The sequence below is a fragment of the Streptomyces sp. H39-S7 genome (assembly GCF_027158205.1).
In the GTDB taxonomy this organism is placed as follows: Bacteria; Actinomycetota; Actinomycetes; order Streptomycetales; family Streptomycetaceae; genus Actinacidiphila.
On the sequence record NZ_JAPVLU010000009.1, the window covers coordinates 26193 to 41832 of the forward strand.

The 15640-nt window shown below is 68.2% G+C and carries 14 protein-coding genes; 5 read left to right on the forward strand and 9 right to left on the reverse strand.

From position 1 onward, the window contains the following. Window positions 1-35: 35 nt before the first annotated feature. Window positions 36-698 (reverse strand): class I SAM-dependent DNA methyltransferase, encoded by a 663-nt coding sequence (locus O3X23_RS10480; protein ID WP_269271002.1) that lies wholly within the window; start codon window positions 696-698, stop codon window positions 36-38. A 180-nt stretch (window positions 699-878) separates the two neighbouring features. Continuing rightward, window positions 879-1370: a YbaK/EbsC family protein gene (locus tag O3X23_RS10485; protein ID WP_269271003.1), complete on the reverse strand. Its 492-nt coding sequence runs from the start codon at window positions 1368-1370 to the stop codon at window positions 879-881. Between the two features lie 129 nt (window positions 1371-1499). On the opposite strand from O3X23_RS10485, the gene O3X23_RS10490 reads away from it, so the two are divergent. From O3X23_RS10490 to O3X23_RS10505, 4 genes are all read left to right on the forward strand, one after another. Next, window positions 1500-2021 (forward strand): helix-turn-helix domain-containing protein, encoded by a 522-nt coding sequence (locus O3X23_RS10490; RefSeq protein WP_269271004.1) that lies wholly within the window; start codon window positions 1500-1502, stop codon window positions 2019-2021. A gap of 311 nt (window positions 2022-2332) precedes the next feature. Then, window positions 2333-2686: a CU044_2847 family protein gene (locus O3X23_RS10495; protein ID WP_269271005.1), complete on the forward strand. Its 354-nt coding sequence runs from the start codon at window positions 2333-2335 to the stop codon at window positions 2684-2686. Further along, complete coding sequence (locus O3X23_RS10500; RefSeq protein WP_269271006.1) at window positions 2683-7437, forward strand: serine protease; 4755 nt, start codon at window positions 2683-2685, stop codon at window positions 7435-7437. Before O3X23_RS10495 ends, O3X23_RS10500 begins: the two co-directional genes overlap by 4 nt. Beyond that, the gene (locus tag O3X23_RS10505; protein WP_269271007.1) at window positions 7434-8201 is read left to right on the forward strand and encodes a hypothetical protein; all 768 of its coding nucleotides are present in this window, start codon (window positions 7434-7436) and stop codon (window positions 8199-8201) included. Before O3X23_RS10500 ends, O3X23_RS10505 begins: the two co-directional genes overlap by 4 nt. Before the next feature lie 37 nt (window positions 8202-8238). On the opposite strand, the gene O3X23_RS10510 is transcribed toward O3X23_RS10505, so the two are convergent. Both O3X23_RS10510 and O3X23_RS10515 read right to left on the reverse strand, forming a co-directional pair. Beyond that, the gene (locus tag O3X23_RS10510; RefSeq protein WP_269271008.1) at window positions 8239-8760 is read right to left on the reverse strand and encodes a DUF4396 domain-containing protein; all 522 of its coding nucleotides are present in this window, start codon (window positions 8758-8760) and stop codon (window positions 8239-8241) included. Window positions 8761-9000: 240 nt separating this feature from the next. Next, window positions 9001-9990 (reverse strand): GlxA family transcriptional regulator, encoded by a 990-nt coding sequence (locus O3X23_RS10515; RefSeq protein ID WP_269271009.1) that lies wholly within the window; start codon window positions 9988-9990, stop codon window positions 9001-9003. 72 nt (window positions 9991-10062) lie between these two features. Here O3X23_RS10515 and O3X23_RS10520 point away from each other — a divergent pair, with 72 nt between their 5' ends. Next, window positions 10063-11403, forward strand: coding sequence for an MFS transporter (locus tag O3X23_RS10520; RefSeq protein WP_269271010.1), 1341 nt, complete (start codon window positions 10063-10065; stop codon window positions 11401-11403). Between the two features lie 143 nt (window positions 11404-11546). Here the strand turns inward: O3X23_RS10520 and O3X23_RS10525 are convergent, their stop codons facing one another. The 5 genes from O3X23_RS10525 to O3X23_RS10545 form a co-directional block, all read right to left on the reverse strand. Then, complete coding sequence (locus O3X23_RS10525; RefSeq protein WP_269271011.1) at window positions 11547-13076, reverse strand: hypothetical protein; 1530 nt, start codon at window positions 13074-13076, stop codon at window positions 11547-11549. Window positions 13077-13213: 137 nt separating this feature from the next. Further along, window positions 13214-13552: a HEAT repeat domain-containing protein gene (locus tag O3X23_RS10530; protein ID WP_269271012.1), complete on the reverse strand. Its 339-nt coding sequence runs from the start codon at window positions 13550-13552 to the stop codon at window positions 13214-13216. Window positions 13553-13643: 91 nt separating this feature from the next. Beyond that, window positions 13644-14687, reverse strand: coding sequence for a GNAT family N-acetyltransferase (locus tag O3X23_RS10535; RefSeq protein ID WP_269271013.1), 1044 nt, complete (start codon window positions 14685-14687; stop codon window positions 13644-13646). Between the two features lie 79 nt (window positions 14688-14766). Next, entirely contained in the window at window positions 14767-15306 is a 540-nt protein-coding gene (locus O3X23_RS10540) for an isochorismatase family protein (protein ID WP_269271014.1), read from the reverse strand. A gap of 9 nt (window positions 15307-15315) precedes the next feature. Further along, the gene (locus tag O3X23_RS10545; protein ID WP_269271015.1) at window positions 15316-15633 is read right to left on the reverse strand and encodes an NIPSNAP family protein; all 318 of its coding nucleotides are present in this window, start codon (window positions 15631-15633) and stop codon (window positions 15316-15318) included. Window positions 15634-15640 lie beyond the last annotated feature (7 nt).

Here is a 15640-nt window from a genome sequence, read left to right on the forward strand (position 1 = left end):
CTGCCTGACGGGAACACATCCACCCTTCCGGAGGGCTACGGCTCCACCGCCCCAGCCTTACGGGCGAGCAGGTGAACCTCCCGGAACTGACGTCGGTCGGTGGGCTGAGGTTCGCGAACCATCCGGGCCACCTCGGCCAACCCGGACGCGCGCAGCATCGTGGCGAGGTGATCAGGCGACCACCGATAGGCCGGCGCGACCGTGTGATCGAAGACCTGCGTCGGGTGGGACGGATCGTCGCTTGCCGAAAAGCCGAGCAGGAGGTGGCCGCCGGGCGCCAGTACCCGATGGAACTCCGCCAGGATGGGCGGGAGTTCGGGCGGCGGAGTGTGGATGATGGACCACCGTGAGAGTACGCCGCCCAGCGCGCCGTCAGCGATGTCCAACGCGGCCATCGCGCCCACCTCGAACCGCAGGCCCGGACAGGCCTGTCGAGCCAACTCGATCATCGCAGGAGAGGCATCGACGCCGAACGCGGTGAGCCCCAACTCGTCGAGATAGGCGGTGATATGACCCGGCCCACACCCCAGGTCCGCGACATGGAGCCCCCCACCGGCGCTCACGGCCTCGGCGAAGACATTCAAGATCGCGCGGTCCAGAGGCCTGTCAGGCAGCGTGTCGCGGAACAGCTCCGCGTAGGTGGGGGCCACGGCGTCGTAGGCCTCGCGGGTGACGGTGAGGGCATCGTGTTCGACCATGCCCGCGACAGTAGTTCCCGGCATTCAGCCGGGCCGTGAGATCCACGATCTCCCCTCCTGCCTCAGCGCCACTCCCTGATGTCGAGACGCCTGTGTGCGCCGCCCCGCCCGACCTGACGAACGCCAAGCCGAGCGCGATGGCCGGTCCGGCATGGACGGGAGGGCGAAGGACCCGCCGGGTCACGGGCCGACGGGGAGCAGCAGTCCGCCCGTGAGTCGCAGGAGTTCGTCGGCGGTGGTGGGGAACACCGTGTGGGGAGTCCCGGCGGCGGCCCAGAGCTGGGGGTAGTCGGTCAGGGCCGCATCGACCACGGTCGGAAGGGCCTGGGGATGGCCGACCGGAGCAACGCCTCCGATGGCCTGCCCGGTGGCTTGACGGACCTGCTCCGGGGTGGCGCGCCGGAGTTTGCCACGCCCCCACCGGGCGGCAAGGGCGGAGGTGTCCACCTGGTGCCGACCGCTGGTCAGTACCAGGACGGGCTCGTCGTCGGAAATGAACACGAGGCTGTTGGCGATGGCGCCCACGTCACACCCCAGGGCAGCGGCAGCCTCGGCTGCCGTGCGCGCCGATGCGGTCAACTGGCGCACGCGGCCGCCGATGCCGGCCTCGGCAAGGGCACGGGCCACCTCCTCGCTGCGCGTGGGCAGGGACGTGCCTTCCTTGGGCACCATGGGACTCCTCCAGGCAGCGTGACGCTGTCATGTGTTCCATATACGGAACGTTCTGTATGTGGAACGATAGGGGCACCGGGGGCTGGGATCAATCAGTTTGCGCAGACGAGGCAGACGAGAAGGAGCACCATGGATCTGGCCGCCAGCGTCGGCTTGCGTTTGCGGGAGCTGCGCGAGGCGCAGGGGATATCACTGTCCGAGCTGGCGCGCCAATCCAAGATCGGCAAGGGAACGCTCTCCGAACTGGAGAGCGGCCGACGAAATCCCACTCTGGAGACGCTCTACGCGCTGACGACAGCGCTCAAGGTGCCGCTGAGCACCGCGTTGCACGAACTCTCGCCCTCCCCCGCCGCGATCTCCGGCCACGCCGTGGACGCCGTCCTCACCGAGCGGTTCGAGACCGACACCTCGGTCACGGAGACCTACCGGATCCGGATCCGCTCCGGAACGACGCAGGAGTCCGCCGCCCACTCCCCCGGCACGACCGAGCACATCATCGTCCTCGCCGGCACGGCGCGCGTCGGCGAGCTCGACGATCCCGTCCCGATCGGCCCCGGCATGCACGCCAGTTGGCCCGCCGACGTCCCGCACCTGTACCAGGCACCCGCCGGAGACGTCGAAGCACTGCTGATCGTGCGCTATCCGCGCTGACGCTCCATCGACCTCAGTTCGCGGGGAAGAACGGCTCCATGAACGCAACAGCTCACGGGGCGCTCGTCCGCCCGGTGCACGGCCACGACTACCAGCACGTGCCGGCCCCATGGCCGACAGGACAGCAAATCCTGCACCGCTCGCGCCGAACCCGGGCAGGAAGTCGGACAGGAACAGGAACAACTATTCGAACGCATTCCGATGGAAGCCTTGTGGACGCCAAGAGGAATCGGCCAAAGACTCCCGTGATGCCGCACTTCCGCGCGTAGCATTTCCCTTGGGCGCGATTCGTACGCGGAGCGGGGTGGCGGATGCTGGTATCAATTGCACTTCCCAGTGGACGGGAGATCCTCCTTCCGGTCGAGGGTTCGAGTCACACCCATAACGGCGGCAGCAGCCCTGACAGCGCCGGCGCCACCGAAGGTACGTACGACGACGTGTCGTTCCAGGTCGACTTCTCCGATCTCGTGGACACCGCCGGCGAAATAGGCGAGTCCTTACGTCTGGCGATGGAACGGATCAGGCCGCGACGAGCTCGCGTCGAGTTGAGTGTGGGAGTGGACGCACCCTCCGGCCAGATCGTCGCGTTCTTCTCGGACACCGGAGCGAGCGGCGCCCTGAAGCTGACCCTTGAGTGGGAGTACCCCACTCAGGACCCGGCATGACGGCCGCGCTCGAGGCCCACCTCCGGAGCTGCACCGTGCTCCTGCGCGACGCTCAGGACAAGGCACTGGGGTCCGGCTTCTTTGTGACGGAACGTCTCATTCTCACTGCGGCCCACGTCGTGGCGTCTGCTCGCCACTGCGCCAGCGCGAGCTGGAACGGCCTGGACCTCGGCATATTGGCAGAAGAGTGGTTATGGCCTGAGACGGTCACCGGTGCCCGTCCGTACCCCCTGCCCGACCTGGCGTTGCTGCGGGTGGTGGGTGACACTGCCAACGGCCATCCCTGCGTGCTCCTTGGGGATGACCGGCCTCGAGGACCCCTGTTGGCCGAGGGACACTCCCTCGGTGCCACCGGCCGCAGCAAGACGCCTGACAGCGCGCGGTTGAACTTCGAGACCGTCAAGCCCGACGAGGGCTTCCCCCTCATCAAGTGCGCCGGCGGGTACGTCGATCCCGGATTGAGTGGGGGACCCCTGCTCGACCTGCTGTCCGGCCAGGTCGTCGGAGTGACCAAAGGAAAACGCAGGGGTGATCAGTCGCTCGGTGGCCTCGCGGTGAGCGTGCAAACGATCCGGGACCATAAGCCGGAACTCTGGTCTGCGAACGCGGCCTTCCACCAGAAGGATCGACGCTGGGCGTTCGCCCGACTGTGCGGTGATACGGTCACCGACCTGAACACGGCGACCCGCCGCTACTTCGAACTCGTTCGCGCCCTCGTCGTAGAGCGCCCTGTCATCAAGCCGCCCGACAGGACCATCGGCGATCTGGAGCAGATACCGTCGGTACGTGCCATCAGATCGGGTGCCAGGAACGATCACGGTCACGACGCCGGCGCCTCTTCAACGGTAAGGGAAAGCGGCGCATCGGCAGTCGGCGGGGCTGAGGCCGCAGGAACCGAGAACGGCGTCTTCCGCTGGGTACCACTCACCACGCGATGGGCTGTGGTGGTCCTGACCGGGACACCCGGAATGGGCAAGTCCCATCTCTTGAGCATGCACACCGACGCACTCGCGCGCGAAGGGCTCGCCCGGCTCAACGCTGAGAACAACCCGTCGGCGTCCGAACGTATCCCGCTTCTGACAGATTGCTCGGCTCTGGGAAATGCCTTGTCCGGGCGCATTACCGACGACGTCGCAGTGGAAGCATTGATCGAGGCGCTCCGGACAGAGGCTGCGATCCGGCTCACGGATGAGCCTGTCGGGCCGGACATCGAAGCGGTCGTCCGTTTGGCCTACGCGGACGGCCGACTGGTCACCTGCCTGGACGCCCTGGACGAGGCGAGCACGTTTGAATGCGGGCGCGTGCTCGGTGCGCTCAAACCGCTCGTGAATCATGGCAACAGCCTCGTCCTGACATCCCGTCCGCAGGCTGCAGGGCTCAGAGATGTGATGTCGGTGCTTCCTGCCGGGTGCTTCCGAGCCGACGTCGTAGGCTTTTCCGTCGGCCAGGTCTACGCCTTCGCCCGTGCTTGGTTCGCGGACAATCCGGTGCTCGCCGCGCGCTACGAAGCGGGTTTGAAGGACCGTCCTGAACTGCGGGCGCTGGCGCGCGTTCCTCTGCTGGCCGCATTTCTCTGCGGTCTGGTCTCCGAAGGCGACGACGTACGCGCTCTGCCCACCTCTCGCGCCATGTTGTATCAGGCGGTCGTGGCGGCTTCGCTCTCCGGTTCATGGCGCTTCCCCACAAGCCAGGCGATGGATCCTTGCAGCCCGCCGGATTCCCGGCTCCGTCTCGAAGTGCTCGTTCAGGCGCTGGGGTCGCTCACCCGATCCTGGAGGTCCAGGATCGACCGCTTCCCCGTGGCGGAACTCGATGCGGCTCTCGCCGCCCATCCGCGGTTCGAGCAGGCCGTGGAAGGTGCGCGGATCCGACGTGCCATGTGGCAGGTGCTGCAGCCGCAGAAGGACGCGGAGCTGCCGCGAGCAGCCCTCCTGCGGTGGGAGTACATGTTCGACGGCCTCCTCTCCTTCGATGGTGGCGACGGCGGCGCCTCGACGATCCGCTTCGCTCACCCCGTGCTCAGCGAGTTCTGCGTGGCCGCCTATGTCGCGGGCTTGGACCCGTCGGACCTGCGGGAGGTCGTGCGCCGCCATCGGTGGTTCGACTCGGCCTGGGAACAGATCTGGCCGCTGGCAGCCGCCCTCATGGCACAGCCGGATCGGTTGGTCCGGCTCTTCATCGACGCCGATCAGGACAGCTGGCGTGAGCAGACGCTCCTCGCCGGCCGCTGCCTGATCGGGGTCGTCGGGCGCCTCGACCCGGAACTGACCCGAAAGGTGGTCAGCCGGACGGCCGCCGCGGCGACCGCCCCACGGCCGTTCGACCGTGACCGTGCCCTGAATCTGCTCGGGGACATGGTCCTCGCCGGAGTGGAGGGCGTGGCCGCCACGGCGCAGAAGATGATCGACGACGCGGATCTGTCCCGGCGGACCAGGTTGAAACTGGTCGCTGCACTAGCCGAGACCGGTGACGTCAAAGGCCTCGAAGAAGCGCGCGCACGCGTCGCGGATGCAGAGATCCCGACCGGCTACCGGGCGGGGCTCGCCCGAGCAATCGTGAGAGCCAACGACACGGAGGGCTTGGCTCAACTGCGGCGAGCTATCCATGGATCACGCACCCTGGTGGGACGCCAGCGCCTGATCGCGGCGGTCCCGGTAGAGACGGCGGCAGGGGGCGCGCTGATGGCCGAGATCCTTCGCGACCAGAAAATGCCCGTCCTGATCAGATCCGCCGCAGGACAAGTTCTCGTCCACCTTGGCGATATCCATTGGATCGCCCTCGCCAAGGAGATGGCCGCCGATCCACTCACGACCTGGGCGCTCAGGGCCTCGCTCATTGCCGAATTGCTGGGATTGGGCGAGAACGACCCGCCTCCTGACACGATCACCGTGCTCCGCGACCCCGGTATCCCGGGGGGCACTGTCGTCACCCTTCTGGAGAATCTGTTGCGCAGGGGCGAGGCAGACGTCGTCGCCGACGCGTGCGCGCTGCTGGGTCAGACGAGCGTGCCTTGGCTGGAACGAAAGCGCCTGGCCAGTGCACTTGCCGAGCTGGGACCGGTCGGGATTGAGGCGCTCCAGGCGCATGTCAAGTCGCCGCTACCGGTGGATCTGAAACTTCGGACGATCACGGCGCTACTGGAGGTCGGCGAGGCGCAGGACATGGCCGTCGGGATTGTGAACGACTCCGGGGCGCCATCGTGGATCCGCACCAGGCTGGCGTGCACCTTGCTGGCGCCCGGGAGACGCGCACGGCAGACCGGTCTTGACATGGCGGCTGTCATCGGCCTGGCCCGTGAAGAGAAACCGGATCATTCGTTCCAGGGGGATCTGATCGCGGTTCTGGCAGCCCATGACGTGCCCGGCAGCGGCGAGGCTGCACTGGGACTGCTCCGGCGGGCCCGGTTGGAGCAAGGGGCTCTCTACATGGGGAGCAGTCAGTTCATGGACGCACTGGCTGAGGGCGGGTGTGCGGCGCTGCTCGCCCGGATCGCAGAGGAGCCGAATACGGCGGCGGAGGCACGTGTGCTCGCTCTCGCCCGACTCGCCGACATCGAGGCAGAGCAGGCGGGCAGGGTTGCGCGCCGCGTCCTCGACACGTTCACTCCGTTCTTCCGATTCCGGACGGTGATTCTCCTCGCGGAGAAGGGAGTGGTCGAAATCGGAGAGGACCTGACGGATATCTTGGGGTCATCGTTAGCGGCCCACACGGCCTTGTATCAGCTACTGAGCAGCCCGCGCGCATCGTCCAGCCTGGTCGATCGCCTAGTGGAATTTGGCGCGCGCTTCCAGGACATCGAGCCAGAACAGGGATACAGCATTTCGATCAATGCAGAAATGATATCGTCCTGCGATCTCACCTGGTCGTCCGACGTCGAGCTGGAAAAGATTGGCCTGGAGTTCCGCCGGCAGTTGGAAATGCGCGTCGGAATGAAGAGCCGGGCGTTCCTCGGCGAAGACGAGGTCGACGAATTCTCCACCCTGGAAAGCGAGGAGGAGGGTCTCGATTTCCTGACGTCAAAACTTGGGGGCTCCTCTGATCTGGTGAAAGAGCAGTTGGAGGCTCTCACCTCGGAGATTCGCGATGATCCTCGAGCGTTCTTACGGATAGTATTTCCCGGCGAAGAACCAGCGATCCGAAGGATAGCCTACGTTTCGGACGTCATCTGCGAGTGGCTGACAGTGCCCCGCAGCAGCAATTCGCTTGCCTTCGCGCACTTTCTGCGGGCGAACGAGGACGTCCTGACCAGTCGCGTAAGTTCCGAAATTATTGATCTGGCCCGCAGGATGACGGGTTATTACAACCCGTACGAGGGCCTCGGATATCTCACATACTTGGCGGTAAGCCAGGGTATCGAGGCAGCAACTGCATTCATCACCGATGGAGCCGTTCGGCAAAAGGTCATGGCTGCGCACCTCACCGATGGACAGGGACAGCTCCTTCTGGACACAGCTCTGGCAGGGCTTCTCCTCACTCCCAACTCAGCCTCGACGAACTTCTATGCGTCGCTCGGTGCACATCTCATGGGGCTGAGCGAACTGGCGATAAACTTTATGCGAGCGAGCGGGACGTCAGCTCTCATGGACCAGCGGGCCGCGGGTCGGGTCACGGTCCTTCGTGAGAGCGTGCGATTCGGGTGGAGTGCCGAGGAGACCGATGCTCTGCTCACGGCACTGGCAGGGCCGGGAGGGCCGGATGCACGCGATGCGGATCCCGGATCAACGGGTAGCCCTTCCGCGGAGTCGTCATGACCCTTCCCTTGGGGCCGGCGCCAGGTCTGCCGGACGTCCTCCACGGGGCCGTCGTCGCGACGCCTACGTCCGTCCCGACCACCCTCGTCCTGGCGCTGGCCGGCGGGGCGGGTGTGGTCGGCGGAGCCGCGATCAACTACGTGTCGGCAAAAAGACAGCTGGCTCTTCAGAACAGGCAGGCAGCCGCACAGGAAGCACAATTCGAGATCCAGTTGCGTGCCCAGCGAGAGCAGATTGAACGGCAGTTGGAGGTCCAAGAACGCCAGAGCCAGGTGCAGGCCGAGGTCCGGCGTGCGGAGTTCCAGACGCGACTGGCCGACGACCGGAGTCGCGCACTCGTCGCCCTGCGACGCGAGTCCTACCTTCACGCCCTTATGGCGGTCGAGGTGCTGCGCGACCTGCTGGCACCGTTGAACGACCTGTTCACGCACCGAGCGGCCTCTCCGGTCGACGACCGCTCCTTCACGAGTCAGCAGCTCGAGCAGACCGTGCGGGAGTTCGCAGAACGCTTCGATCGGGCCCGTCTCCAATTACAGAGCGTTCGAATCGCCGGTCCGGATGTCGTTAGTGGAACCGCGGCCGAGCTCGCCGACTGCCTATCACTCATTCGGGCGGCCGCAGCGCAACGCACCCGTGCGAGCAGTGCGAACGCCGTGTCCCAGGCAGCAGTTCAATGGCACGCGGACATCGCCGCAACGGACGCCGCCCTCGAGCGATTCATCACTGCCTCGGCAAGGGTTGTCGACGACTCACCACACCCGTGAGGGCGCGCAAGCCGTGGCCGGTCTCCAGCTGCTGGGGTCAGTGGTAGGCGTGGACGACGGCGTGGCCCTTGCCGCGGCCGATCATCCACTTGTTCACCGGGGTGGTGAGCAGGAAGGCGATCACGAAGCCGCCCAGCAGTGACGTCCAGAACAGGGCTTCGTTCAGGTGCGCGTCCATGGCGCCGGGGACCAGGGCGATGATCCCGTTGTCGACGAGTTCCATCACGATGATGGAGACGGTGTCGGCGGCCAGTGCCACCTTGAGCGCGGTTCTGAAGTCCAGGCCGGCCTTGCGGATCGCGAACAGGGTCAGGGAGTAGCCGAAGACGAAGGCCAGCACAATCGCCAGGACCATGGTGGGAACGTTGCCCCACATCAGGGCGGTGCCGACCGCCATGCCGAGGATTTCGCCGATGGCGCACCCCGTCAGGCAGTGCAGCGTCGCCTTCGCGGCGGCTCCCCATGTCACCCCGCCCATGTGATGCCCGGCAGGACCGGCGTGCGCTTGGTGCTCACTGTGCTCGCGAGCGGCGCCGGTGCGGTGTGCGCTGTGATCCATGACCCTCGTCCTCCATTCCGTCCAGTGTGGCCCGTGCTCTGGTCACACCACAGAACCATATACCCCATGGGGGTATTCCGTGAGGGTGCGGCGGGTCTCCGCGCTTGCTCCGTCCCGCGGCGCCGGCCGAGTTGTGGAGCGACCAGCGGTCAGAGCCGGCTGACGTTGTCCAGGACGCTCACTCCAGCGGGAGCGGATCACCGCAGTCCTTGACGGCTGCCGGGCAACGGGCGAAGCGCGCTATCTGACCTCGTCCGCGCGGAAGGTGCGGCGATAGGCGGCGGGTGTGGTGCGCAGGGCCTCGTGGAAGCGTCGGCGCAGGTTGACGGCCGAGGAGAGACCGACCCGGTGCGCGATGGTCTCCACCGGCAGGTCGGTCTCCTCCAGCAACGCGCGGGTGGCGGCGATCCGCCGGTCCAGCAGCCAGCGTCCGGGGCTGATGCCCAGTTGCTCGGTGAAGCGGCGGGTCAGTGTGCGGGCCGAGACCTGGGAGCGGACCGCCATTTCGGCGACGCTGACCGGCTGGTCGAGGCGCCCGGTCACCCACTCCAGCAGGGGGGCCAGCGAGTCGGCGACCGGTCCGGAGGTGGGGAGTTCGGCGTACTGCAGCTGGCAGCCCTCGCGGTGGGGCGGCATCACCATCTGCCGGGCGATCCGCATCGCGTACGCGGCACCCTGGTCGGCACGCACCAGGTGCAGGCACAGGTCCACGCCGGCCGCCGAGCCGGCGCTGGTGGCGACGTCGCCGTGGTCCACATAGAGCACCGCGGGGTCGACCTGCACCTGCGGGAACCGGGCGGCCAATTCGGCGGCCTGGGCCCAGTGGGTGGCGGCCCGCCGGCCATCCAGCAGCCCTGCGGCGGCGAGGACGAAGGCGCCCGAGCAGATGCCGGCGATCCGTGCGCCGCGCCGGTGCGCTCGCAGGACCGCCGCGACCACCGCCGGCGGCACCTCGGTGCCGGGTGCCTGCTGCCAGCCGGGAACCAGGACGGTGTCCGCGTGCTCCAGCGCGTCCAGGCCCGCCGTGACCAGCAGGCCGTATCCGGCCTGGGTGCTCACCGGGCCGGGCTGCTCGGTGCAGACCTCGAACGCGTAGCGGGCGGGGATGGCCGGCCCGTGGTCACCGAACACCTCGGCGGCGCAGGCCAGCGGGAAGGTCGACTGCGGAGGCTGCAGCAGTGCCACCACCCGGTGCGGCGCCGGCGATTTCGGCAACGAGCGAAGCGTCATGGCGGGAAAGTACCCCATCATGTCGTTCAGGACACTGGGATGGCCGATTAGTCCGGACCAGGATGACGTGTTGTGACCACCACGCAGGCTCGAACCCCGTCCTCACCGCTCACCGATACCCCCGGCGTCGACCGGCCGCCCGCCCGGCCCCCGTTGTGGGACCGGCGCTTCTCGCTCTATTTCACCGCCCGCGCGGTCTCGCTGGTCGGCGACGCGATGATGCCGGTGGCCGCCGCGCTCGCGGTCGGCCCGCTGTACGGGATCTCCGGGGTCGGCCTGGTCCTCGGCACCTGGACCGGGACGTTCGTCGTCCTGGTCCTGTTCGGCGGGGTGTTCGCCGACCGGATCGGCGCGCGCCTCATGATGGTCGGCGCGGACCTCGTCCGGGTGCTCACCCAGGGCGTGCTCGCGGCCGCGTTCTTCCTCGGGTCCCCGCCGTTCTGGCTGCTGGTGACCATGGCGGCACTGGCGGGTGCGGCCGTCGCGATGTTCCTGCCGGGGGTGAACGGGATGGTCCCGCTGGTCGCCCGCGAACCGCAACGAGCCAACGCCACGCTCAAAGTGGCCGACGCGCTCGCCCAACTACTCGGCCCGGCCCTGGCAGGGTTGCTGATCGCGCTGACCGGCGCCGGGACCGTGTACGCCATCGACGCCGGCACCTTCGTGCTCAGCGCCCTGTGCCTGGCACTGATCCGCCTCGCCCCCGTCGGCACTCCCGCACACACCCCAGCCGATGCCGACACCCCAGCACGCAGCGGAAGTTCCCTGCGCCGCGACCTGCGCCAGGGCTGGCACGAGTTCCGCTCCCGCACCTGGATGTGGGCGGTGATCCTGATCTGGGTGGCCTACGGCATGCTGCTGTTCGGCCCGCTGGTCCCACTCAGCTCGGCCCTGATCGGTGCCCGACTCGGCCCGAACACCTACGGCCTGGCCGTCTCCTTCCTCGGTGTCGGAACGGTGCTCGGCGGCCTGCTGGCACTGCGGCTGCGACCGGCCCGGCCGCTGGCCGCCGGCGCGCTGGCGATGGCGCTGTTCACCGCTCTTCCACTGTGCGTGGCGTTGCACGCCGCGCTGCCCGTGCTGCTGGCGGGCCACGCCCTCGCCGGCGGCGGCTTGGCGTTCTGGTCGGTGATGTGGGCGACCAGCGTGCAGACCCACACCCCGGCCGCGGTACTCAACCGGGTCAGCGCGTACGAGTTGGCCGGCTCGGTGTCCGGGATCGCGCTCGGCCAGATACTGGCGGGCCCGGCCACCGCGCTGGCCTCCCCCGAACGGCTGCTGCTGCTCTCGGCGGGCACCTGCCTGGCGGGCTGCGTGGCCCTCCTCGCGATCCCGGCAATCCGCACCCTGCGCCGCGCCACTCCCACGGCCGGAACGAAGCCGGAAACACCAGGCGGCGCGCCCGCGGAATGAACGCCCCCGCGACCACCCGATCCCGGCACCACGTAGCGGCCGGCGGACCACCGCCGACCCAGGGAGTCTCATCCACGGCCTGCGCCACCAACCAAAGGGCCGACCTGGGCCCGTGGCCTCTTCCCGTCAGCAGCTCGGGTCGTTCACGCGGGGCCGCCGATCAGCCTGGCCGTGGTGCAGGCCGACCAGGGCCGAAGGCGGCCGGTCTCCGCACGGGCGATCTCCGCATCGTAGGCGGCCGCGCCGAAGCGGTATTCCGGCAGTTCCGGCAGGGGCTCCTCGGAATGTCCCGCGGTCGGCGGGCGCCGCCAGCCCTGCCACAGCACATGGTCGCCTGCCCGGCGGATGGTGACGTAGAGCGCCCCGCAGCACCCCTCCGTGCAGGAGGCCTCCGCCAGTTGCACCTCACGGGGTTCTGGCCCCGCCCGCAGTCTTCCCCCGTCCAACAGGTACACCGGGGCGTTTGCGTGACCCCGCCCGAAGGCCGACGGGACCAGCGGGCGCCCGTCCAGCAGGATGCGGGTTTCGTGGGGAGGCAGGTGAGCCGGATCGCCCGTCACCACTTCGACGCGCAGTCGGCTGGACGTGGCCGGGCCGGCGAACGGCTGTCGGGAGGTACGCCGGATCCACGCGGCGCGGCGCTGCTGGTCAGTGTTCCCGTGGCGGGAGGCGGCGTCCGGCACCGCGGCCCACGGGGCCGTGGACAGCAGCCGCCCGAGTGACTCCAGCAGATCCCCGCGCCGGCCGGGGGCCCACTCCAGCAGCGCGGCGGGGCCGCTCTTCAGCTCCAGGACGAGCGACAGCAGCAGGACGTAGTGCTCGACGCAAGGCGCCAACTGCCCGGCCCGTGTGGCGACGGCCTCGCAGACGGTGAGAGCGTCGCGGTAGGCAAGGAGTTCGATCTGGTGTGACCTGCTCCTCGCCATGTGCGCGAGGAGGGCACCGGCCTGGGCGACAAGTTGCGCGTCGCCGGGGTGGTCGTCGAGCAGGGCCGGCAGTCGCGCGGCCTCCGCGATACGGCGCGCGACCGTGCCGTCCATGCAGTTGCGTGACGTAGGCACGGCCACCAGTTCCTGATGGACGGCAGCCGCGTCCCGCGCCCAAAGGGCGTTGACGAGGGGGCGCAGGGCTTCGCGGCGCGTGTAGCCGGCAAGCCAGGTCAGCGCGGCGTCCGGACGATCAAGGATGTCGAGCGCGTCGACAGCCGGGCTCAAGAAATCCCTGAGCAGACCCAGGACGCGCAGATGGGGCACATCCTCCGGCTCGCCGAAACGGGTGAGCAGGGCCATGCCGGTGGCGACGGTGAGCCACGTGGTTCCCGCACGGGTCAGCCGCCGGCCGAGAGCACGGGCTGGCGCCTCCTGCCCGGCGGGAACGGTCAGTTCCGCCACGGCCGACCGGATCATGTACCGGTGATGGCCATGGACACCGAACTCGGTGAAACGTCGCCGCAACTCCTCAGGGCCGCCGGGCAGCGGCGTCAGTGCATCCTGGATGGCGGCTCGCGACCCGTCCCAGGTCAGCGCCGGGAACTCGATCGGTTCGGGGCTCGAGGGGAGGGGGAAACCGCCGCGGCGCGGGATCCCGCCAGGAGCCTCCCGCAACTGCCGTAGTGCGTGGTCGTACAAAGCGAGCGGGGCCGGGGGCGCGTCGCGCCCGTCGCGGGCGCTCACAGGGCGCGGTGGGACTCGATTCCATAGGTCATGTGCGTACTGTGCCAGACGGGTCTGCGATCTGTCGAAGGGACTGCCCGAGCCCTGGCCTTGGCCCGCAGTTTCGCCAAGGCCAGGGCTCGGCCGGCGACAGCCGTCTATGTGATCGTGCCGTTGGATCGGGCTTTCCAGAGCAGGGTCCGTGCCTCGGGGGTGTCGAGCTTGGTCAGGCCCGCGGCGGCCCAGAACCGCAGGAACTCGTCCGGGCTGTTGAGTTGCGCGCCGAGCGTCGGCAGAGCAGCGGGAGATCGGGCGGCCCCGATGAGCTCGAGCAGCCAGCAGCGCAGACCTTGGTCGTCCTGCTCCAGTTCGAACTGCTCGAGGAGCTCGTCGAGATGCTCCGCGGCATGCGGCAGGAGTCGGTGGAAGCCGTCCTCCCGACGTTGTGGATCGCGCGTTCGCATCAGCCGCATGGCCTCACGGAAGTCCTTCGTCACGCCCGTCAGGCTATGGCCACGAGCGCGATGCCGCCGGAGTCCTGGAGGAACCCGCGGGCAGGTCGTGCCGGTGCCACCGATTCATGCGCACTCAGGTCAGGCCGGACACATTCCACTCCCAGACTGCGCCGCCCGTGTCGTGGCGGAAGCCCACTGACTCGTTGACGTGCACCATCGCATCGTTTCCGATGGCATTCCATGCCGTGACGGTAGTCAGCTCCGGCTCGTGCTCCATGGCCCACGACATGTTCGCCCGCTTGAGGCTCGCGCCGAGGCCATGGCCCCGATGGGACGGGCGGACGATGGTGTCCCACTGGCTGGCGTGTCGGTGGTGCGATTCGGCCAATCCGAGAGAGGAGTAGGCGACCAGCTCACCCGTCAGCACGTGCCGCACGGCGCTCACATACGTTCGGTAGCCCCACATTTGTAGGGATTTGTACAGGGCGTCGATCTTCTCGCCGTCGGTCTTCTCGGGTGCTCGCTTGCTGTCGGAGCGGGCAGCCTCTTCCGCCGCAAGGCTTGAGGACAGTTGTGCGAAGGCAGGCAAATACTCCGGGGGAACACCTCCGCGCCAACGGAGGGTCTCATATCCAGGATGGTCCCTACCGGAATCGATCGAACCTGCTTCGATACGCAGCGTCAGCCGTTGGTAACGCGTTCTGCACACAGCGCCGGTTGCCTCGGCGAATGCCTCGCCAGAGCTTGAGCCCGTCTCCGGATCGATGACCAGCGCGGAAGCGCTCAGGACTCTTCGCCCTTGCAGGAGCTGGGCGGCGCTTGCCATCAGCGCGCTTCCGATACCCCTGCGGCGGAAATCCGGGTGAACGAAGAAGTGCACGATGTCCGCGCCCTCCTCGCCGTCCCCCACACCGATGGACAGGATCCCCACCGGCTGTCCTTCGACCCTCGCTCCCCAGGCCAGCGAGGTATTCCCGGGCCTCGGGTACTGCACCTGCCCGAGGAACGCTGTGGGGCACGCCGGGGGGTCCGACGGGCGCTCCCACCTCAGCGTCTGTCGATACGGCAAGGAGAAATCATCGATTGCACCGACCTCATCGACGGCGAGCGGCTCGACGGCTGCGGAGCTTTTCCACACAGGTGACTCCTCGTATTCAACTCCCTCGAAGGAAAGCATCCTGACGCCGGCAACGTCACTCCATTATCCGAACGAGCGGCGGAGTCAGCGGCCCGTGCCAGTCACGGCCGCAGCCTGCTCATCGGCTGTGGTGAACCGGTGCTGCAGCCACGCTCAGCTCCGAGCAGCCCACCACCGTGCCGAACCGCGGGAAGTTGAGCCGGATCGCCGCCTCATGCTCCTCCGCGGACAGGGCCGTCATCGCGTCCTCGGCGAACACCAGCTCGTAGCCGAGGTCACTTGCGGCCCGAGCCGTGGACTCCACACCCATGTTGGTCGCGATGCCGCCGAAGACCAGCGTGCTGACGCCTCTTGCGCGCACCAGCTCGTCCAGGCCGGTGGCATGGAAGGCACCGACCGTTCCCTTGACCACCACGCTGCCCGCCAACCGGGCGACAGACGGGTGCAGTTCGCTGCCGGGCGGTTGCTCCGCCACCCCCGGCCGATCCACCCGCACCGCCACCACGAGCGCCCCGGCCGCGGCAAACCGCTCCGCCAGCCCGCACGCCGCCAGCAACGCCTCGTCGCCCGAGCGCGGAGCCAGGGGCAGGGCGACGATGCGCGGCATGAAGTCGACAAGGACGAGCGCGGTGCGGGCCGGATCCAAGGTCATCGTCATGGGCGCACCCTACTGCCCGGTCTCACCGTCGAGGGGCCGCAGGAAGCGGCGCTCGTACCGCTTGATGCAGCCTGTGGAGCGGGCCAGTTGCATCGTCTCCTGGCCTTCCGGGTCGGTCAGGCTGTCCTTGCGGTACTGCTCGTACTCCGCGAAACCGGGGAAGGAGAAGAGGGCGTACGCGATATCGCTGTCACCCTCGCTCGGCAGGAAGTAGCCGTGGTGCGTTCCGCCGAAGCGGTTGACGAGTCGGACCCAGCGGCGACCGTACTCCTCGAAGTCCGCGAGCTTGTCGGCGTCGATCTCGTACTTGAGATGAATAGTGATCACAAGCGAC

Excerpts from the sequence above, each read along its gene's own strand:
- O3X23_RS10480 (WP_269271002.1), bottom strand. The coding sequence starts at position 698 with ATGGTCGAACACGATGCCCTCACCGTCACCCGCGAGGCCTACGACGCC.
- O3X23_RS10485 (WP_269271003.1), bottom strand. The coding sequence starts at position 1,370 with ATGGTGCCCAAGGAAGGCACGTCCCTGCCCACGCGCAGCGAGGAGGTG.
- O3X23_RS10490 (WP_269271004.1), top strand. The coding sequence starts at position 1,500 with ATGGATCTGGCCGCCAGCGTCGGCTTGCGTTTGCGGGAGCTGCGCGAG.
- O3X23_RS10495 (WP_269271005.1), top strand. The coding sequence starts at position 2,333 with ATGCTGGTATCAATTGCACTTCCCAGTGGACGGGAGATCCTCCTTCCG.
- O3X23_RS10500 (WP_269271006.1), top strand. The coding sequence starts at position 2,683 with ATGACGGCCGCGCTCGAGGCCCACCTCCGGAGCTGCACCGTGCTCCTG.
- O3X23_RS10505 (WP_269271007.1), top strand. The coding sequence starts at position 7,434 with ATGACCCTTCCCTTGGGGCCGGCGCCAGGTCTGCCGGACGTCCTCCAC.
- O3X23_RS10510 (WP_269271008.1), bottom strand. The coding sequence starts at position 8,760 with ATGGATCACAGCGCACACCGCACCGGCGCCGCTCGCGAGCACAGTGAG.
- O3X23_RS10515 (WP_269271009.1), bottom strand. The coding sequence starts at position 9,990 with ATGACGCTTCGCTCGTTGCCGAAATCGCCGGCGCCGCACCGGGTGGTG.
- O3X23_RS10535 (WP_269271013.1), bottom strand. The coding sequence starts at position 14,687 with ATGCTTTCCTTCGAGGGAGTTGAATACGAGGAGTCACCTGTGTGGAAA.
- O3X23_RS10540 (WP_269271014.1), bottom strand. The coding sequence starts at position 15,306 with ATGACGATGACCTTGGATCCGGCCCGCACCGCGCTCGTCCTTGTCGAC.